At 55.9% G+C, this 17,666-nt stretch carries 20 protein-coding genes; 9 read left to right on the top strand and 11 right to left on the bottom strand.

Annotated features, from left to right (window positions below):
- Positions 1–138 precede the first annotated feature (138 nt).
- The gene (locus GGE09_RS04290) at positions 139–1,536 is read right to left on the bottom strand and encodes a D-alanyl-D-alanine carboxypeptidase (protein WP_309744195.1); all 1,398 of its coding nucleotides are present in this window, start codon (positions 1,534–1,536) and stop codon (positions 139–141) included.
- Positions 1,537–1,859: 323 nt separating this feature from the next.
- Between GGE09_RS04290 and clpS the strand changes: the two genes are divergently transcribed.
- The 4 genes from clpS to GGE09_RS04270 all read left to right on the top strand — a co-directional run bounded on the left by clpS (position 1,860) and on the right by GGE09_RS04270 (position 4,806).
- Positions 1,860–2,219, top strand: a complete 360-nt coding sequence (clpS, locus tag GGE09_RS04285; protein WP_309744193.1) for an ATP-dependent Clp protease adapter ClpS — start codon at positions 1,860–1,862, stop codon at positions 2,217–2,219.
- Positions 2,220–2,325: 106 nt separating this feature from the next.
- Positions 2,326–3,324 carry a class I SAM-dependent methyltransferase gene (locus GGE09_RS04280; protein WP_309744191.1) on the top strand — a complete coding sequence of 333 codons (999 nt, stop codon included), beginning with the start codon at positions 2,326–2,328 and terminating at the stop codon, positions 3,322–3,324.
- Positions 3,325–3,380: 56 nt separating this feature from the next.
- Positions 3,381–4,187, top strand: a complete 807-nt coding sequence (locus GGE09_RS04275) for an SDR family oxidoreductase (protein ID WP_309744189.1) — start codon at positions 3,381–3,383, stop codon at positions 4,185–4,187.
- Positions 4,188–4,389: 202 nt separating this feature from the next.
- Complete coding sequence (locus GGE09_RS04270; protein WP_309744187.1) at positions 4,390–4,806, top strand: hypothetical protein; 417 nt, start codon at positions 4,390–4,392, stop codon at positions 4,804–4,806.
- Between the two features lie 46 nt (positions 4,807–4,852).
- Here GGE09_RS04270 and GGE09_RS04265 read toward each other — a convergent pair whose 3' ends face one another.
- Both GGE09_RS04265 and GGE09_RS04260 read right to left on the bottom strand, forming a co-directional pair.
- The gene (locus GGE09_RS04265) at positions 4,853–5,815 is read right to left on the bottom strand and encodes a DMT family transporter (RefSeq protein WP_309744185.1); all 963 of its coding nucleotides are present in this window, start codon (positions 5,813–5,815) and stop codon (positions 4,853–4,855) included.
- Positions 5,816–6,004: 189 nt separating this feature from the next.
- Positions 6,005–6,757, bottom strand: a complete 753-nt coding sequence (locus GGE09_RS04260) for a cell cycle transcriptional regulator TrcR (RefSeq protein ID WP_309744183.1) — start codon at positions 6,755–6,757, stop codon at positions 6,005–6,007.
- Between the two features lie 132 nt (positions 6,758–6,889).
- On the opposite strand from GGE09_RS04260, the gene GGE09_RS04255 reads away from it, so the two are divergent.
- From GGE09_RS04255 to GGE09_RS04245, 3 genes are all read left to right on the top strand, one after another.
- Positions 6,890–7,522: a ribonuclease T2 gene (locus tag GGE09_RS04255; RefSeq protein WP_309744182.1), complete on the top strand. Its 633-nt coding sequence runs from the start codon at positions 6,890–6,892 to the stop codon at positions 7,520–7,522.
- A 118-nt stretch (positions 7,523–7,640) separates the two neighbouring features.
- Positions 7,641–8,618, top strand: a complete 978-nt coding sequence (locus GGE09_RS04250; RefSeq protein WP_309744180.1) for a calcium-binding protein — start codon at positions 7,641–7,643, stop codon at positions 8,616–8,618.
- Between the two features lie 39 nt (positions 8,619–8,657).
- Positions 8,658–9,383: a glyoxalase superfamily protein gene (locus tag GGE09_RS04245; RefSeq protein ID WP_309744178.1), complete on the top strand. Its 726-nt coding sequence runs from the start codon at positions 8,658–8,660 to the stop codon at positions 9,381–9,383.
- Positions 9,384–9,501: 118 nt separating this feature from the next.
- Here the strand turns inward: GGE09_RS04245 and GGE09_RS04240 are convergent, their stop codons facing one another.
- The 3 genes from GGE09_RS04240 to GGE09_RS04230 all read right to left on the bottom strand — a co-directional run bounded on the left by GGE09_RS04240 (position 9,502) and on the right by GGE09_RS04230 (position 12,176).
- Positions 9,502–10,488 (bottom strand): NAD(P)H-quinone oxidoreductase, encoded by a 987-nt coding sequence (locus GGE09_RS04240; protein WP_309744176.1) that lies wholly within the window; start codon positions 10,486–10,488, stop codon positions 9,502–9,504.
- Entirely contained in the window at positions 10,485–11,360 is an 876-nt protein-coding gene (locus tag GGE09_RS04235; protein ID WP_309744174.1) for a branched-chain amino acid aminotransferase, read from the bottom strand. Before GGE09_RS04235 ends, GGE09_RS04240 begins: the two co-directional genes overlap by 4 nt.
- Before the next feature lie 102 nt (positions 11,361–11,462).
- Positions 11,463–12,176: a COQ9 family protein gene (locus GGE09_RS04230; protein ID WP_309744172.1), complete on the bottom strand. Its 714-nt coding sequence runs from the start codon at positions 12,174–12,176 to the stop codon at positions 11,463–11,465.
- Positions 12,177–12,376: 200 nt separating this feature from the next.
- Here GGE09_RS04230 and rpsU point away from each other — a divergent pair, with 200 nt between their 5' ends.
- Complete coding sequence (gene rpsU, locus GGE09_RS04225; protein ID WP_309744170.1) at positions 12,377–12,583, top strand: 30S ribosomal protein S21; 207 nt, start codon at positions 12,377–12,379, stop codon at positions 12,581–12,583.
- 133 nt (positions 12,584–12,716) lie between these two features.
- Here the strand turns inward: rpsU and GGE09_RS04220 are convergent, their stop codons facing one another.
- Positions 12,717–13,295, bottom strand: coding sequence for a YqgE/AlgH family protein (locus GGE09_RS04220; protein ID WP_309744168.1), 579 nt, complete (start codon positions 13,293–13,295; stop codon positions 12,717–12,719).
- Between the two features lie 179 nt (positions 13,296–13,474).
- Between GGE09_RS04220 and GGE09_RS04215 the strand changes: the two genes are divergently transcribed.
- The gene (locus tag GGE09_RS04215; protein WP_309744166.1) at positions 13,475–14,284 is read left to right on the top strand and encodes a protein-disulfide reductase DsbD domain-containing protein; all 810 of its coding nucleotides are present in this window, start codon (positions 13,475–13,477) and stop codon (positions 14,282–14,284) included.
- An 8-nt stretch (positions 14,285–14,292) separates the two neighbouring features.
- Here the strand turns inward: GGE09_RS04215 and GGE09_RS04210 are convergent, their stop codons facing one another.
- From GGE09_RS04210 to GGE09_RS04195, 4 genes are all read right to left on the bottom strand, one after another.
- Positions 14,293–14,628 (bottom strand): DUF805 domain-containing protein, encoded by a 336-nt coding sequence (locus GGE09_RS04210; RefSeq protein WP_309744164.1) that lies wholly within the window; start codon positions 14,626–14,628, stop codon positions 14,293–14,295.
- A gap of 76 nt (positions 14,629–14,704) precedes the next feature.
- The gene (plsY, locus tag GGE09_RS04205; RefSeq protein ID WP_309744162.1) at positions 14,705–15,307 is read right to left on the bottom strand and encodes a glycerol-3-phosphate 1-O-acyltransferase PlsY; all 603 of its coding nucleotides are present in this window, start codon (positions 15,305–15,307) and stop codon (positions 14,705–14,707) included.
- A 15-nt stretch (positions 15,308–15,322) separates the two neighbouring features.
- The gene (gene pyrC, locus GGE09_RS04200; protein WP_309744160.1) at positions 15,323–16,603 is read right to left on the bottom strand and encodes a dihydroorotase; all 1,281 of its coding nucleotides are present in this window, start codon (positions 16,601–16,603) and stop codon (positions 15,323–15,325) included.
- The gene (locus GGE09_RS04195) at positions 16,600–17,556 is read right to left on the bottom strand and encodes an aspartate carbamoyltransferase catalytic subunit (RefSeq protein WP_309744158.1); all 957 of its coding nucleotides are present in this window, start codon (positions 17,554–17,556) and stop codon (positions 16,600–16,602) included. The genes pyrC and GGE09_RS04195 overlap by 4 nt, the downstream gene beginning before the upstream one ends.
- Positions 17,557–17,666 lie beyond the last annotated feature (110 nt).

Below are 17,666 nucleotides of genomic sequence, written 5' to 3'. Positions count from 1 at the left end.
CAACAGCTCTTTTTGGTCTCAATATCCAATCCCAAACCGCGCCTCCGCCCCCCAGAACTACAGATCTATTCCCAAAGAAAAACCCTCCTGACAGAGCGTCAGAAGGGTTTAAATTCACACGAAATTTGCAAATATCGGTTACGACCCGGGGGCAATCGGAAAGCATGTCTGATTGCGGGCCCGAAGCCGCGCACAGGCAAGGTTCGCTTCTGCCTGATTAAGCCCGACAAAGCGCGCACGGTATTTTTTGTATCCGTTTACAGTGGCATAGTCGATCTGCCGCTCAGAGCCGTCCAAAGACTGCAACTCACGCAAAGCCGTTTGCAGCAGGGCTTTTTCCGCCTGATGACGGGATGAAAACGCACCGACCTGAACCGCCCAGTAATGATTGCCAGCAGTGGACACCCGCGTCACAACCCTCAAAGGTTGCTCCGCTTTGGCCGCCGCTGCGATTGAGGTTAGATTTCCGCTACTGACCGTCACAACACCGTTTGATTTCGCCTCTTTATTGGCAACCAGAACGGCCTCTTCAATGGCTTTCAACTGGGCATCCGCCACGAGGGAGGAGTTGGTTTGTGTCGTCGTCGTTTGTACAGTTGTGGTCTGCACTGTTCGAATTTTAGGCCAAGGGCTTTCTTTGACCGCCCCTGTCTGAGCAACCCGAATGGTCTTGGCTTGTGTGCCTAGTTCCACATCGGCGGGCTTTTGAACCACGACCTGATTTTTCGACCGCTCAAACCCCATATCCAGCAATTCAGCCACCCGCGCATTGCGCCATGCGGTGGTCTGACCGCCAAACACTGTGGCAATAACCCGTTTGTTGCCGCGCTCTGCCGAAGCTACAAGGTTAAAGCCGGCAGCATTGGTGAAGCCGGTTTTGATCCCGTCAGCGCCTTTATAGGCGGCAAGGAATTTACGGTTGGTGTTGGGCACATCCCGCACACCAGCAAAAGTCGATTTGCGCGAGAACAGGTTGTAATACTGGGGGAAATCGTAAAACAGCCGCCGCCCCAACAGGGTCATATCGCGGGCTGTAGACAAGTGGCCGGATTTCGTCAGGCCGTGGGCATTTTTGAACGTGGAATTTTTCATCCCAATTGCCAGCGCTGTGCGGTTCATCCGTTTGGCGAACTCTGCTTCTGAACCCGATATCGCCTCTCCCAACGCGGTAGCCGCGTCGTTAGCGGATTTCACCGCTGCGGCCCGAATCAGATAGCGCAGAGCAATCTTTTGCCCCGGCTTCAGACCCAGTTTACTGGGCGGTTCGTTGGCTGCATTGCGCGAGATGGTGATCTGTTTGTCCAGACTGATCTCTCCCCGTTCCACCGCGTCAAACACGATATAAAGGGTCATCATTTTGGTCAAAGACGCGGGGTGAAGCCGCGTATCGGCGTTGCGGGAATGCAAAACCTCGCCAGTTCGGGCGTCCACAACCATCGCCGCATATGGCGCTGCTTGCGCGACAGGCCCGACAAAAGCCACCACACAAAGAAAAAGGAGGGCATAAAGCGCCCGTACTGCTGCTATGATTCGCATCGGTTCTCCGACGTCCTGTATTGCTACTGCCTCGTCACCATTTACGGTGTTTTTATTAAAATTAAGCTAGCACAGAGTTGAACGCCAGAAAAATCTTTTCTTTTCAAACAGTACGCGGGTGTCACGGTTGCAACACAATACAAGATGCCGCGAAAGACAAAAATACAACCACTAGGTGTAGTGGTTCCGTCCCAAAATCCTTTAAAATTATCCAAAAATTTGTGAAATTATCGGTGAGAAATCACAGAAGCCATTCGCCCCTTTTTTCTTTCCAGCGAAACGCTATATAATGGCGGGAAACCACAACAAGCCAGACTTCTTATATGACCTCACGACTGAAAATTCGGGCACAGAACGATGATTCTGATACGGACCACGGTAATCAGGACGGCGATACCGCGCTGGCCACAAAGCCGAAATCCAAGACCGAGCGCCCGCCGCTGTACAAAGTGATGCTGTTGAACGACGACTACACGCCGATGGAATTTGTCGTCCATGTGCTAGAGCGATTCTTTGGCATTGGCCATGCGGGTGCAATCGAGCTGATGCTAACGGTGCATAAAAAGGGGCTCGCCGTAGTGGGTGTATTCAGCCATGAAATCGCCGAAACCAAAGTGATGCAGGTGATGGAATGTGCCCGCCAGCAAGAACATCCGCTGCAATGCACTATGGAAAAAGAGTAAGCGCGGCTCGCGCTATGGAAAAAGAGTAAGCGCGGCTCGCGCGACGGAAAAAGAATAAGCGCCCCCCGCGCGACGGAAAAGGAATAGGCGCCTAGCGCCGTATTTTATGAGCACCCTAACCCGCCTTATGCTGCCCTTCGATGAAGGTGCAATCGCGCTGCCTGATGCTGGGCAGATTACGATTATTCGTGCCCAAGCAGACAGTTACAGCGCATTCCCACGGGATCGCCTGACCTGCGTTCAGGGGTTCTATCCGACCCACAAGGCCTTGCAGACGGCAGGTTTCACGGTGAGCACCGACCTGCCGGACCGCTCTGCCTTGACCATCCTGCATGTGACCCGCTCTAAGGATGAAAGCCGCGCCCTGCTGGCGCAGGCCTTTGATCGCCTGGAGGTTGGGGGGATTATGCTGGTGGACGGCGCCAAGACCGATGGCATCGAAAGCCTGATGAAGGCGGCCAAAAAGGCCCATGGCATCGACGGGCAACTGTCCAAAGCCCATGGCAAAGTGTTCTGGCTGACGAAATCCAGCCCACAAAACCCGTTTGCCAGTTGGGCAGACGCATTGGTGCCAGCCCAAAATGCCGATGGCTTTATGACCGCGGCGGGTTTGTTTTCCGCAGATGGCATCGACCCCGGATCGGCGGAACTGGCGCCGTTTATTGCGGGAAAATTAAAGGGTAAAACCGCTGATCTCGGTGCAGGCTGGGGCTGGCTTTCGGCCCAAGCGCTTGCCAGCAACCCTGCCGTTGAATCCCTTGACCTGATAGAGGCAGAGCACAGCGCGTTGGCCTGTGCACGGCTTAATGTGACCGATCCTCGGGCGGCGTTTAGTTGGGGCGATGCAACAGACCCTGCGGCCAAACGGATCTATGACACGATCATCACCAACCCGCCATTCCACACCGGACGCAAGGCTGAACCCGCCTTGGGCCGTGCCTTCATCGCGGCAGCGCGCAGCATGTTAAAACCGACGGGGCAGTTGTATTTGGTGGCCAACCGGCAACTGGCCTATGAAGCCACCCTTGATGACTGTTTTGCGCGGGTTGAAGTGTTAAGCCAGACCAGCCGCTACAAGATCATCCACGCCCGAAAACCAAAGTAATCTCCGCCGATCCTGATAAGGTTGCGGTGGTAGAATCAGCAGAAAGTGTCTGAAGCATGAGTTTTTCGCTCGACGGGAAAACCGCGATTATCACCGGGGCCGCCAATGGCATCGGCTTGGAAATCGCCCGCCATTTTTCGGATCGCGGGGCCAATGTCATGTTGGTGGATATGGACGAAGAGAAACTATCTGCCGAAGCGGATTCCATCGACGGGGATGGGCAAAACGTTCGATATTTCTCGGGGGACTTGCGCGAAAAGCTGACGGTTGCCAACCTTTTGTCCGCCACAATTGACGCTTTTGACAGCATCGACATCCTGATCAATGCCAGCCGGCAGGTTCTGCCGTCAAATTCCCTGGACGAGCGGGAAGACCACTTTGAAGAGCTGTTCCAGCAAAACGTTCTGGCCAATCTAAGGGTCACACAAGCGGTGGCGAAACGGATGATTGCACAGGCCAAAGACCGCCCCGAGCAGTTGACTATCGGCGCGGTTGTGAACCTCAGTTCAATCGCGTCTGAGCGCACAACCGCTGGGCTGCTCGGCTATTCCGTTGCCTGTGCCGCGCTGAACCAAATGACCCGTTCACTGGCTGTGGCCTTTGCCGATCAGCGGATTCGCGTCAACGCCATCGCCATCGGATCAGTCATGAGCGCGAGCCTGCAAGCCCGTCTGAAGATCGAGCCCGAGATCCGTCAGGCCACCCTGTCCACCACCCCGCTTGGCCGCATCGCCGAAGCCCGCGAAGTCCCGGAAACCGCGCAGTTCCTTGCCACCGATGCGTCTAGTTTTATCACAGGTCAGATTATCACCGTGGATGGCGGGCGCTCGCTGATCGACCCGTTAGAAGCAGCCGCCCATTGATGGTAGCAGTGCTGGTAATTGGGTAGATATGGGCAGGTTACAGCGCATCACAGGCTCGTGATGCATGGAAATTCGTTTTAATTCAATTGGTTGAACAGGTCTCAAACTTTATACACTATAAGTTTGATCCAATTCCCCACACCTCTACGTACCCCTTACAGAGCCGCAACAGATTTGCGGTTACAAACAGGAGGTTTTACGTATGAAACGCAATCTTATTACACTGGCATTTGGTGCAACTGTCCTTTCCGGCGCAGCCTTCGCGGCCGCCCACGGCGGTCTGTCCGTTGCAGCATCTGACCAAGATGTATCCGGCGGTACAGTCACAGCAGAAAAAATCGTAGCAGGCGCCAACGGCTGGATGGTTGTGCACCGCACAGATGATGCTGGCAAACCCGGCCCGGTTGTAGGCTATGCTCCCCTGAAAATGGGCGAAAACATGGACGTTAGCGCCATCCTTCAGGAACCCGTCGAAAGCGGCGAAAAGCTGATGCTGATGTTGCACGGTGAAGATGGCGGCATGAAAACCGGCATGTTCGAATACACTTTGGGTGCCAAAGAAGACGGCCCTGTCAAAGTTGACGACAAACTGGTGATGGTCGTCGTCACAGCGAAATAAATGATCTACAGACCACGCGGCGTCACTGGCGCCGCGTGGCTGCCTTTTATCTGCGTCCAGCCACCCGTTTGGCAGACGGCTTGCTGCCCACGCGCCCCTCACGTAGGGCCACATAGATGCCAGAGCCTGCTATCAAGGCAATGCCTATCCAAGTGCTGCCTGCGGGCCATTCCCCCCATATGACGATACCCCAGAACACCGCCAGCAGCAGGGCAGTGTATTCGAACGGGGCCACCACGGCCGCATTGGTGCCGCGATAGGCTTGGGCAATCAAATAGCCCGCACAGGCGCTGACCCCGCCCAGTGCCAGCATGATCAGCCCGTCACTTAGGCTTGGCCATTGCCACGGGCGCAAAAAGAACTCTACAGCTTCATTTTCACTGCCCGCAAATCGCCCGTCCCCCAAAGATAACGCCAGCCCGCCCGAGACCATCAAAAAGGTCAATTGGATGTAAACCGACATGGTCGAAGCCCGTTCGGACATGCCAGTATATCGGGTCAGAACCTGCAAACCCGCATAAGCAGCCGCCGCCAGCACCGGCAATAGCGCCACTACCGTAAAGCCTGCGCCAGTGGGTTTCACCACAAGGATCACGCCCAGCAGGCCAACCCCGACAGCGGCCCAGCGGCGAATCCCCACCACCTCGCCCAACACAAGCGCAGACAGGCCGGTGATAAACAACGGTGCCACAAAGAAAATAGCCGAGGCATCAGCCAACGGCATCGCCGCGATCCCGGCAAAAAATGCCGAGTTGGCAATCACCACACAAATGCCGCGCACCACGTGAATCCAGGGGCGTTTCGCGCGCAGGGCCGACCAGCCACCATCCAGTGGCACAATGAAAACCATTGTAATGATCAGGGCAACAAGGGCCCGCAGAAATACGATCTGATGCAACGGATAGCCGCCGCTGAGGAATTTGATCGACAGATCGTTGAGTGAGAAAAATACCGTTGCCCCCAAGGCGCAAGATATCCCGAACGCGACGCCGCGTTGTGCCGTTTCCATGACCATTCGTCCTTGGGTTTTTGAACCAACTGCGAAATCTGCAGGGTCCGCCCAAGCTACGCGGCGCCTGTCCCAGAGGCCAGACTAAAACGTCACAAACCTTTGACTGGTCCTGAGTTAGCGCCGGAATTGGACATAAAAAAACCCGGCGCAATGGCCGGGTTTTTAAATTCTGCGATGACGACTTTGTTATGCGTCGTCGTCTTCGTCTTCATCCTCGCCGCCACCTTTTGGCAGGTTGAACAGACTGTCGGCGTCAAGCACACGCTCTTCTTTTTTCTCTTCGTCGTTGGACAAAGTGAACGTTTCCAAACCGGACATGTTCGATGGCAAGCGCGGCTCTGTATCCATTTGCAAGGATTGCTCTGTGGAAACCAGCTTCAAACGCTCTTCGTCGCTAAGTGCTGTGCCGTCTTTAAGGGCTTTGGCCGCCGCTTTGCTGACAGCCGCATCCAGTTCCAACTGCTTACACAGACCCAGAGCAACCGGATCAATCGGGGCAATATTGCCGATATTCCAGTGGGTCCGCTCGCGCAGGGCTTGGATGGTTGGCTTGGTTGTACCCACCAGTTTGGAGATCTGACCGTCCGACAATTCGGGGTGGAATTTCACCAGCCACAAAATAGCCGCGGGGCGATCCTGACGTTTGGACAAAGGTGTATAGCGCGGGCCACGGCGTTTTTGTTCACCGTCGGCTGCCGGATTATGCTTCAGCTTCAGTTTGTGACGCGGGCTTTGTTCCGCAGCGCTGATTTCTTCTTGCGTCAGCTGGTTGTTGGCAATCGGGTCGAACCCTTTGATGCCTTGTGCGACTTCGCCGTCGGCAATGCCGTTCACTTCCAGTTCGTGCAAACCGCAAAAATCTGCGATTTGTTTGAAGCTGAGCGTCGTGTTGTCCACCAGCCAAACAGCCGTGGCTTTTGCCATAATCGGAAGCGCCATGTCTCTTTCCTCCAAATAAACCTCTCCCGCGCCGAGAAATCGGTTGCTTGGGCGGTGGCCTTCGCGAATTGCCGTTTCAGGTGGGGAATTCCCAGCCTATATAGACAAGGACGACGCAAAGGAAAAGACCAAATGATCCGTATTCTTTTGACCCTTCTGATGGTCGCTGGCATGGCACGCGCAGATGGGGAACGCCCCGGGCAATTTGATTACTATGTGATGGCCCTGTCCTGGTCGCCGAACTGGTGCGCATTGGAAGGCGACGGGCGGAACTCGGAACAATGTAACCCCGACCTTGATCACGGCTGGGTGCTACACGGATTATGGCCGCAAAACGAACGGGGCTGGCCATCCTATTGCCGCGCAAATGAGCGCGCACCCAGTCGCGCAATGACCAGTGCTATGGCTGACATCATGGGCACAGGCGGATTGGCGTGGCACCAGTGGAAAAAACACGGCACCTGTTCGAACCTGTCGGCCCGGAACTATTATCGCCTGTCGCGCGTGGCCTATGAGCGAGTCACCCGCCCCGCAGTTTTGCGTAAACTGACCCGCAGCGTACAACTGCCTGCCAAAGTGATCGAGGAGGCCTTTATTGATGTAAACCCCGCTTTGCAAGCGGATCAAATCACCGTCACCTGCAAAAGCAACCACATCCAAGAGGTCCGTATTTGCCTGACCCGCGATCTGGAATTCCGCCGCTGCGGACAGGACAGTCTGCGCGATTGCACCGCCACAAAAGCGGTTTTAAACCCGATCAGATAAGGCAGTCCGAACACCAAATCATCAAATTGCCTACACAAACCAGCCGCAATACGGCCCAGATTTAACATTAATTTACGATGAAGACGCCGATCAACGTAAATTAATGAAGGGTGACATCATGCTGGCATATACATTGGCACAATTGGCAAACGCCTTGTTGTTTACAGGCTTGATTGGTGCGTCTTTCTTCCTGAATGACGATGATGAAACTGGCACTGAAACCACCTCAGAAACACCCGAGGTAACCGATGGCATTCCGGACTATGTTACAGGGGACGAAGGCGACAATTTCCTGACCAGCACCGATCCTGATGGCGCAAATTTCACCGCCGGTGATGGCAATGACAGTATTGTCGGCACCGATGGGGATGACACATTGCAGGCCGGTAAAGGCGACGATACTGCTGATATGGGCGCAGGCAACGACCGCGTGCTGGCCAAAGCTGGCGACGATGTTATCGCGGGCGGGGATGGCAATGACGTTCTGTTCGGCGGAACCGGCGCGGATTCATTGTTTGGGGACGCGGGCGACGACTCCTTAACTGGCGGCGATGAGGACGACGCGCTGTATGGCGGCGATGACGCTGATTTTCTGGACGGTGGCGCAGACGATGATGCGCTGTTCGGGGATGCAGGCGATGACGTACTTTGGGGCTCGGCCGGGAACGACGAATTATTCGGCGGCGCGGGCGCAGACACATTGAACGGCGCTTTTGGCGACGCTTCAACACTGGAAGACGGCAACATCGACGGCGCAGACAACCTGTTTGGCGGCGCAGGGTCAGACACGTTGATTCTTGGCGCGGGGGATCAAGGCACAGGCGGCGCAGGCGCGGATACCTTCACCGTGGATCAGGCTGTTGCTGACCAAGGCACCACTGAAATCACCGATTTCGATGCCACCGAGGATCTGCTGCAAATCGAGTTTACCACCACCACAGACCCCGAAACAGGCGACCCTGTTGAACCCGCCCTGTCTGTCATCAACTTTGACGATGGCACGGGGGCCAGCATCGTTCTGAACGGCGTGACAGTTGCCAAAGTGTCAGGCGCCTTCGATCTTGATCCTGCATTAATCACTTTGATTGCGGTATAATCAAACCGTGACACGGGCCTTGGCGCTGATTGATAGCCCATGCAGAGTGGACAACCCCTGAAATCCCGCCTTATAGTTACGCAGGCCCAAGGCAGCCCGCAGCATGCACCGCAAACCGGTTTGGCGAATGTCTTGCCCCCTACGGACCCGTCACTTACGTCAGGCGACCCCGTTGGCAATGCATGCACTGACACATGGACCGCCGAGACGAAAGGACCGGACATGCGCGATTACCGCGATGCAAAAGCAATGGCAAAAACCCTCCGCGCGGCACTTGCCCAACAGGATATATCCCTGACCCACAGTGAAACCCTCGAACTTGTCGCCCGCCAGTTCGGGGTCGACAACTGGAATATTCTCGCTGCAAAAATCACCGACCCCCCGCCCCAAAACCCAAAGGCGATCAGCTTTGAACAAGCCGTGCCCATCGTGCGTATATTCGATGTGGCCAAAGCCCATGAATTCTATCTGGAGTTTCTGGGCTTTTCAGTGGATTGGGAACACCGCTACGGTGATGACTTCCCGCTTTATACCCAGATTTCCCGTGGAGGCTTGAAATTACACCTGTCAGAACATTCGGGTGACGCTTCTCCCGGGGGGAATATGTGTGTGTATATGCAGGGTATCGCAAAGTTTCACGCAGATTTAATCGCCAAAAACTATCGCTATATGAAGCCGGGGCTACAGGATGTGGACGGGCGTTTTGAAGTCACCGTTACAGATCCGTTCAACAACAGAATCCGGTTTATGCAGGTCAAGACCTAGCCCCAGCCTCACATGCCTCCGGCGGGGATATTTGCCAAACAAAAAGCCGCTCTTTTTGGGGCAAATATCCTTAGGGGGTTCGGGGGCAGACTGCCCCCGTTGCTGTTTTCGTCATTGGTTAAACCGTAAGTACAATTTTACCGATATGGGCAGAGCTTTCCATCCGCGCATGGGCGTCGGCAGCTTGTGCCAGTGGATAGGTGCTATCCATCACGGGTGCAATCGCCCCGTCCGTCAGCATTGGCCAGATGTTTTCCTCAAGCAGTTGGGCGATCTGTGCTTTTGCCACATCGCTTTGCGGGCGCAGGGTCGATCCGGTGACGGTCAGGCGTTTCACCATGATTTGGGCAAAGTTCAACTCGGCAACGGGCGCTTCCAGAAAAGCGATCTGCACCAGCCGGCCGTCCAGCCCCAAGGCTTTGACATTGCGCGGAATATAGCTGCCCCCGACCATATCAAGGATCAAATCAACGCCTTTTCCACCCGTGACCTCTGCCATCACGGCAACGAAGTCTTCTTCTTTGTAGTTGATGGCGCGCTCGGCACCCAATTCAACACATTTGGCGCATTTTTCGGCTGAACCCGCGGTTACAAACACCCGCGCGCCTGCTTTTACTGCCAGTTGGATGGCTGTTGTGCCAATGCCGCTTGATCCACCGTGGATCAAAAACACTTCTCCCGCTTTCAGCCCGCCGCGCATAAAAACGTTGGAATAAACCGTGAAATAGGTTTCACATAAAGCGGCCGCCTGCACCATGTTCAGTCCAGCAGGCACGGGCAGAGCATGATCTGCGGGTGTCACCACATATTCTGCATAGCCCCCGCCTGGAAGCAATGCACAGACAGAATCACCTACCGCCCAGCGCGTAACACCTTCGCCAACTGCGGCCACAGTGCCGGAACATTCCAACCCTGGCAGATCGGACGCCCCCGGAGGTGGTGCGTATTTGCCCGCCCGCTGCAATGCATCGGGGCGGTTCACGCCAGCGGCGGCCACTTGGATCAGGATTTGACCGTGGCCCGGTTTTGGCACGTCACGGATTGCGGATTTCAGAACCTCTGGCCCACCCGGGGTAGAGATTTCGACAACATTCATTTGGGTCATAGGGGCATGCTTTCATATTTCGAGTGGGCGAAATCCCAGTACAGTTCGCGCGCACGCTGCGCCACGGGATTTGCGTCAAAGCTACGTGCATCAAGCTGGGTGACGGGCGTAATTTTTGAAGCGTTGCCGGTCAGGAAAATCTCATCCGCATCACGGAAATCAGCGACGGCTAGGGTGGCCTCTTCCACTTTGAACCCATCTGCGCGCAGCAGGGCAATCGTGCGCCGCCGGGTGATTCCGTTCAGGAAGGTGCCGTTGTGTGCGGGTGTCATCACAACCCCGTCACGCACCATAAACACATTGGTTGAAGCCGTTTCCGCCACGTTATCATCCAGATCCATCGACAGGGCGTTTTTAAAGCCCCGTTTGCGCGCCTCGGTCATGATCCGCGCGTTGTTGGGATAAAGGCATGCGGCCTTGGCCTCGGTCAGGGCGGTGTCTTGGCGGGGGCGGCGAAAAGGGCTGACGGTCAGGGGCATTTCGCTTGGTTCCGGCATTGGCAGGGTTTCAAGGCAAATGGCAAAGGCAGTGCTGCTCGGGTCTGCATCCAGTAACGCGGGAGAGGCTTCGCGGCTCCACATCATCGGACGCAGATACAGGGCTTCCTGCGTTGCCATCTTCTTAATCCCGTCGCGAATCAAACCCGCGATGGTGTCGCCGTCCACAGGGGCATCCATCCCCATCGTCGCGGCAGAATTCACCACACGCGCGGCATGATGATCCAGATCGGGGGTGACGCCTTCAAAGAATCGCGCGCCATCAAACACCACCGTGCCCTGCCACGCAGCATGATCCGCCGCGCCGATAATCGGGGTGTTTCCCTCGTGCCATTCGCCTTCAAAATAGGTAAGCTGTCGTTTGCCAATTGCCATATCATGTCCTCATTTTGGGAAAGTGTTTCACACTCCCGCAGCCAAGTGCAATCGCATAACGCAGGTCATCCCAGATTTGCCGCAACGGTCAAGCGGACAGGGTCAATCCTTAGGCGCGATATAACCTGGTAAATCGGTTTGCGCGGCACGGACAGGCGCTTTGATATGGTCAAACAACCGCCCCGGTCCGGCCATGAAAGCCTTTGCTAAAGGATTTTCCCTCAGGGATGCTTTGGTCTTTTCGATTTGCATGACATTGGCAATGCGGCGATCCAGAAAAGCCCAGGTGTCAGTAAAGCCTTCGCTGTCATCCCCAAGCCAGAACAATAGGGTACTGGAATATACCGCCGAAAGGGTCGCCCGTTTCGTGTACCAGTTTACATCCGTCGACGTATCCCCAAGCGTGTCCCAAATCGCGCCCACAGTACCCCAAATCAGCCCAGCGCCTTCGGCCCCGTGTTGCGGCAGCGCAAACAACGCCGCACCACGGCGCACAGCTTCACGGTCTGCATGTTCCAGACGGACCCGCACCCCAAAAGCGACCCGTTCGGAATAGCGCATCGCCGCCAGATCAGCCGCTTGCATCGCGGCAACCATCGCGCGGTCGCCCTGCCGATGAAACGCCACAGCCAAATCCAGCCCCTTGCGCGGACAGGCCTGTGCGGCCAACCCTGCATCCACGCCACTGTCTGCCACCGCTGCGGCAAAGGTCGCATCGGACCAGCCGTCAAAAACGACGTTCATTAAAGCCGCATCCAACAGGCGGGCACGGGCTTCTTCTATGTGGGTTTCTTCGGTTTTATCTGTCTGTGTCATAGGGTTAAAATAGCCTGCACCGCGTTAAAAGCAAAGGCGACAAAAACACCCTTGGGATGCCCTTGCAAAATCTTTGGAAAATTACCTGCGCCGATCCAGCCCTACCTGCCACGCAACCGCTAGACAAACTCCGAATCCGAGCCTATAAGGCGCGTTCCTGCACTTTTGCAAACTCAAACCTAGAAAGGTGGTGACACACCATGCAGGTATCGGTACGCGACAACAATGTCGATCAGGCGCTCCGCGCTCTGAAGAAAAAACTGCAACGCGAAGGCGTTTTCCGTGAAATGAAGCTTCGGCAGCATTACGAAAAACCTTCCGTCAAACGCGCCCGTGAAAAGGCCGAAGCAGTACGCCGTGCACGTAAATTGGCACGTAAGAAACTTCAGCGCGAAGGCATGCTGTAAAGCATACGCTTCAGACCGAAAAGTCACTAAACCCCCGGCATTGCTCGGGGGTTTTGCGTTTTAGACGCCCATTTCCATTTTCTAAAAATATCCAAAAAACTGCCCCGCCCATTATCGCATCCAAGGCAATAGATCAGGCGCGCCCGCCCTCGTTTGACAGCATTCGTGGATCAATCCCGATCTGCTTCATGGCGGCGGCCCATTTACCTGTGTGGTTGGTAGAAAACACCAGTTCCGCATCCGCATCACAAGTCAGCCAGCCGTTTTCGCGGATTTCATCCTCTAGCTGGCCCGGCCCCCACCCCGCATAACCAAGGGCCAGCAAACAGTTCAGGGGACCGTGGCCATGGGAAATATCTTCAAGAATATCCAGCGTCGCGGTCATGCCGAATTCGTCATTCACTGTCAGGGTCGAATCCTCGTTGCCGTAATCGCGCGAATGCAGCACGAATCCCCGCCCGTGCTCCACAGGCCCACCATAATGCACATCGATTCCTTCAATCGGGCGATCGGCTGTGATGTCGAGCTGTTCTAACAGGTCCGCGAACTTTAGATCCGCAGCGGGTTTGTTCACGATCAACCCCATAGCCCCGTCATCCGAGTGGGCGCAGATATAAATCACCGAGCGGTCAAATCGCGGGTCCCCCATAGAGGGCATGGCAATCAGCAGCTTACCGTCCAGATGTCTCGCTTGAGCGTCAAATTCAGACATGATGCGTGCTGTTCCTTTTGTGCAGGCCAGACCTGTTCTTAACCCTAAGATGCGCTTGATTGTGCAGGGTTTCAAGTCCTGCACAAGTGGGGTTCACGCCGCTCTCGCCGATTTGTGACTTTTCCTTTCAGCGCCTTAGCCATAGTCTGCCACTCGACCCAATGGACACTGCCCTGAATATGATCCGCTCCTATCTTACCGCTTTTTGTATTGCTCTCTGCCCGTCTGTGGCGGCGTTTGCACAGGAGTATAACATCCAGAATGTGGCCCGCCTTGATATCTTGCCCGGCTATGAAACCCCCAAAGGTCATATGATCGCCGCCCGTATTCAACTGGCCCCGGGCTGGAAGACCTATTGGCGCGCCCCCGGGGGCAATGGCATCCCCCCCAGCTTTGACTGGTCCGGATCGCAAAATCTTGGCGCGGTCAGCTTTCACTGGCCTGAACCATCCGTGTTTGACAAACAAGGGGTGCGTACCATCGGGTATAAACACGAATTGGTTCTGCCCATCAGCATCACCCCGAAACAGGCAGGCAAGCCGGTCTCGCTGCAAGGTGAAGTGCAATTTGGCGTCTGCGAAGATGTCTGCCTCCCCGTCAAAGCGCGATTTACGCTGAATGTGGCAGGCACCGATGCGGGCAGTATGGCCGCCATCAAAGACGCTTTGAACCACCAACCCCAACCCGCAAAATCGGCTGGGATTACAACGGCCTCATGCGATATCGCACCGATTGAAGGCGGGTTTCGCATCACGGCTGCCTTGCAGGGCAAACAAGCCCTGCCCGCTGGCAGCTTTACGGTTATGGAATTCCCTCACCCCGAGGTCTGGATTGAGCAGAATTCCGATCAAGTGTCAGGTAAGACCCTAAACACCAGCGCAAACCTTTACGCTTACGGCAAAACGCCCCTGATCATGGACCGCAGTCGCATTACCATGACAGTGCTTGGCGGCCCCCGCGCAATTGAATTGCGCGGATGCCCTTCTTAAACAGGGGATCACCCGAAGCGGTTCGTCCCTTGGTCGCTTGGGCGGGTGCACCAATAGATCATCAAGATCAACCCGATCAGTGGGATCAGCAAAATCAACTGCCACCAGCCGCTTTTGTCGATGTCATGTAAACGTCGTGCAGCCACAGCAATCCCCGGCAGGAATGTCGCAAGTGAAAACAACGGGCTGAGCAAGCTGAGACCCAAAATCGTGTCAATAATTGTCAGAATCAACGATGCGACAAACACAAACAGCACCCACCACCAGAATTCCGGCCGTGTTGCACGACCTGAAAAATCCACATATTTGCTAAAGACGGTCTTAACCGCAGTCGAAAAATCCATTTTTGAAATCCCCTTCTATTTCATTATACACAACATTAGGGCTATTGGATTTTATCGCAACAATTTTCCGTGACGGCTACTTCTGCCCGATCTTAGGCTCTGTTCCGGCTGCCAACCGCTTGATATTGGCGCGGTGGCCCCACCATATCAGCAGTCCAAGAACACCGGTCAGGGCAATGCCCTGTGAATAACCCAGCGTCCAGCACCACAGGGGCGTTACAAGAGCCGCGGCAAGCGCGCTGGCCGATGAAATCCGCAGCAGCACCGCAGCCACCAGCCAACTGGCACAAGCTGCCAGCCCGACAGGAAATGACAGCGCCAGCAGCAGCCCCAGAAAGGTTGCAACCCCTTTGCCGCCCTTAAATCCCAGCCAGATCGGGAACAAATGGCCCAGAAACGCGGCCAGACCTGCCAGTTGCGCGGTGCCTTCCCCTGCCAGCGCGCGGGCAATCAGAACCGCAACAGCGCCTTTGCCCGCATCACAGACCAGCGTCAGAAACGCCGCTTTTTTGTTGCCCGTGCGCAAGACATTGGTGGCCCCGATATTGCCTGACCCGATATCGCGCAGATTGCCCAAGCCCATGATCCGCGCCATCACCATGCCAAAAGGCACAGAGCCCAGCAGATAGGCCGCTACAATCAGCACCAGACTGAACAGAGTAAGATCAAATACCGGCATCAAAGCCTCCTGTGTTTAGGGGGCCGAGTATACCTCGGCGCCTCCCACAAAGGTACGCAAAACAGCGCCCTGCATGCGGCGTTCATCAAACGGCGTGTTTTTGCAACGGGAGCGCAGTTTGAACCGGTCCATCACAAAAGGTTTGTGCATATCAAACAGCACCAGATCCGCAGGTGCGCCAACGGCCAGACGCCCCGCACCCAGCCCTAGCAGTTTTGCAGGGTTCAGCGACAGCGCCCGCCACAAAACGGGCAGTTCCATATGCCCTGCATGCACCAGCGACAACACCGCAGGCAGCAAGGTTTCCAACCCGACAGCCCCGCTTGCGGCCTCTTCGAAGGGCAGGCGCTTGCTTTCTTCGTCTTGGGGGGTGTGCATGGAACAGATCACGTCGATCAGCCCGCTGGCCACCGCTTGTGCCATGGCAACACGGTCGCTTTCGGAACGCAGCGGCGGCTTGACCTTAAAGAAGGTGCGATAGCCGTCGATATCCAGCTCGTTCAGGGTCAGGTGATGGATCGAAACCCCCGCCGTCACCCGCAACCCCGCCGCTTTGGCCCGTTCCAGCACAGGCAGGGACACCGCGCTGGACAGTTGATCCACATGATAGCGTGCGCCGGTCATTTCGACCAAAGCCATATCCCGTTCCAACTGGATGCGTTCCGCCATGGTGGACACCGCAGGCAGGCCCAGTTTGCTGGCAAACGGGCCGGAAGTGGCGCAGGCCCCGTCCGACATCACAGGTTCCTGCGCATGGCCGATCACCAAAGCCCCCATGGCATTGGCATAGCTTAAACAGCGCCCGAAAATTTTATTGTCACGGTTCACCGCATCGCAATCGGTAAAGGCCACGGCGCCTGCATCCAGCAGAAAACCGATTTCCGCCATTTCACGACCGGCGCGGTCTTTGGTCAGTGCAGCCATGGGCAACACGTTAACCAGCGATACATCAAGCGCACGGCGCAGGGCAAATTGCAGGGTTTCGGGGCTGTCTACAGCGGGTTCGGTATCAGGGCGTACAACCATCGTGGTCACCCCCCCTGCGGCCGCGGCTTCGCCTGCGGTGCGGAAACTTTCCTTGTGGCGCTCGCCCGGTTCACACACCTTTACGCCAATGTCGATGATACCGGGGGCAAGGTATTTGCCGTTACAGTCAATGATTTCACCGCCCTTGGGCAGGGTGTCGCCATCCGCAATGATCTGACTGATGATGTCGTCTTGGATCACAACCGAACCGTAGAATTCCGTAGCGGTTTCAGGGTCGATCAGGCGGGCGTTTGTTAGGATGATCGTCATACCATCACCCCCACATCCCGCTGTGCTTCTCGCCTTGCTTTCACCAGCAGTTCCATCGCGGCCATGCGTACGGCGACGCCCATTTCCACCTGTTCCTGAATAACGCTGCGGCTTAGGTCGTCGGCGATGTCGCCGTCGATTTCAACGCCGCGGTTCATGGGGCCCGGGTGCATGACGATGGCGTCTTCTTTGGCGTGGCTTAGCTTTTCTGCCGTTAGTCCCCAGCGGTGGTAATACTCGCGGGGGCTGGGGATAAACGCGCCGTCCATCCGTTCGCGCTGTAGCCGCAGCATCATCACCACATCAACACCTTCTAGGCCCTTGGCCATGTCGTCGAACACCTCGACCCCGAATTGATCAATACCAGCGGGCAGCAGGGTGACGGGGGCAATCAGGCGGATGCGGCTTTCCATTTTATTCAGCAGGAAAATATTGCTGCGGGCCACGCGGCTGTGGGCAATATCACCGCAAATCGCCACGCTCAGGCGGTGCAGGCGGCCTTTGGCGCGGCGAATGGTCAGCGCATCCAGCAGGGCTTGGGTCGGGTGTTCATGCCGCCCGTCCCCGCCGTTCAAAACCGCGCAGTTAACCTTTTCGCTCAGCAGATCAACCGCGCCCGAATGGGGGTGGCGCACCACCAGCAAATCGGGGTTCATCGCATTCAGGGTCAGCGCCGTATCAATCAGCGTTTCACCCTTTTTGATCGAACTGGCCCCCATCGCCATATTCATCACATCCGCACCCAATCGTTTGCCCGCAATTTCAAAACTGGATTGCGTACGGGTGGAATTTTCAAAGAACATATTGATCTGGGTCATACCCGCCAATGTGTCTACGTGTTTATGGGGTTGCCGGTTCAGCGCGACGTATTGTTCCGCAAGATCAAGTATGGAAACAATGTCGTCGCGGGACAGATGCTCTATCCCTAAAAGGTGCTGGGCGGTGAACGTCATGGCCGACCTCTTTGTTGACTTGGGCGCGTTATAGGCGGCTGGCAAATGCGAAACAAGGGATTTACGACTCCTATCCGGCTTTGATACCCTAGCGGTCAAATCTAGGGCCT

It is taken from the genome of Roseobacter sp. N2S, assembly GCF_031454055.1.
Taxonomy (GTDB): Bacteria; Pseudomonadota; Alphaproteobacteria; order Rhodobacterales; family Rhodobacteraceae; genus Amylibacter.
Note: the sequence above shows the minus strand (reverse complement) of the source record. Positions and strands in the feature narration are given on the sequence as shown.

What these genes read in the sequence shown, in the direction of transcription:
- GGE09_RS04290 (WP_309744195.1), bottom strand. Translation starts at nt 1,536, where the DNA reads ATGCGAATCATAGCAGCAGTACGGGCGCTTTATGCCCTCCTTTTTCTT.
- clpS (WP_309744193.1), top strand. Translation starts at nt 1,860, where the DNA reads ATGACCTCACGACTGAAAATTCGGGCACAGAACGATGATTCTGATACG.
- GGE09_RS04280 (WP_309744191.1), top strand. Translation starts at nt 2,326, where the DNA reads ATGAGCACCCTAACCCGCCTTATGCTGCCCTTCGATGAAGGTGCAATC.
- GGE09_RS04275 (WP_309744189.1), top strand. Translation starts at nt 3,381, where the DNA reads ATGAGTTTTTCGCTCGACGGGAAAACCGCGATTATCACCGGGGCCGCC.
- GGE09_RS04270 (WP_309744187.1), top strand. Translation starts at nt 4,390, where the DNA reads ATGAAACGCAATCTTATTACACTGGCATTTGGTGCAACTGTCCTTTCC.
- GGE09_RS04265 (WP_309744185.1), bottom strand. Translation starts at nt 5,815, where the DNA reads ATGGAAACGGCACAACGCGGCGTCGCGTTCGGGATATCTTGCGCCTTG.
- GGE09_RS04260 (WP_309744183.1), bottom strand. Translation starts at nt 6,757, where the DNA reads ATGGCGCTTCCGATTATGGCAAAAGCCACGGCTGTTTGGCTGGTGGAC.
- GGE09_RS04255 (WP_309744182.1), top strand. Translation starts at nt 6,890, where the DNA reads ATGATCCGTATTCTTTTGACCCTTCTGATGGTCGCTGGCATGGCACGC.
- GGE09_RS04250 (WP_309744180.1), top strand. Translation starts at nt 7,641, where the DNA reads ATGCTGGCATATACATTGGCACAATTGGCAAACGCCTTGTTGTTTACA.
- GGE09_RS04245 (WP_309744178.1), top strand. Translation starts at nt 8,658, where the DNA reads ATGCAGAGTGGACAACCCCTGAAATCCCGCCTTATAGTTACGCAGGCC.
- GGE09_RS04240 (WP_309744176.1), bottom strand. Translation starts at nt 10,488, where the DNA reads ATGACCCAAATGAATGTTGTCGAAATCTCTACCCCGGGTGGGCCAGAG.
- GGE09_RS04235 (WP_309744174.1), bottom strand. Translation starts at nt 11,360, where the DNA reads ATGGCAATTGGCAAACGACAGCTTACCTATTTTGAAGGCGAATGGCAC.
- GGE09_RS04230 (WP_309744172.1), bottom strand. Translation starts at nt 12,176, where the DNA reads ATGACACAGACAGATAAAACCGAAGAAACCCACATAGAAGAAGCCCGT.
- rpsU (WP_309744170.1), top strand. Translation starts at nt 12,377, where the DNA reads ATGCAGGTATCGGTACGCGACAACAATGTCGATCAGGCGCTCCGCGCT.
- GGE09_RS04220 (WP_309744168.1), bottom strand. Translation starts at nt 13,295, where the DNA reads ATGTCTGAATTTGACGCTCAAGCGAGACATCTGGACGGTAAGCTGCTG.
- GGE09_RS04215 (WP_309744166.1), top strand. Translation starts at nt 13,475, where the DNA reads ATGATCCGCTCCTATCTTACCGCTTTTTGTATTGCTCTCTGCCCGTCT.
- GGE09_RS04210 (WP_309744164.1), bottom strand. Translation starts at nt 14,628, where the DNA reads ATGGATTTTTCGACTGCGGTTAAGACCGTCTTTAGCAAATATGTGGAT.
- plsY (WP_309744162.1), bottom strand. Translation starts at nt 15,307, where the DNA reads ATGCCGGTATTTGATCTTACTCTGTTCAGTCTGGTGCTGATTGTAGCG.
- pyrC (WP_309744160.1), bottom strand. Translation starts at nt 16,603, where the DNA reads ATGACGATCATCCTAACAAACGCCCGCCTGATCGACCCTGAAACCGCT.
- GGE09_RS04195 (WP_309744158.1), bottom strand. Translation starts at nt 17,556, where the DNA reads ATGACGTTCACCGCCCAGCACCTTTTAGGGATAGAGCATCTGTCCCGC.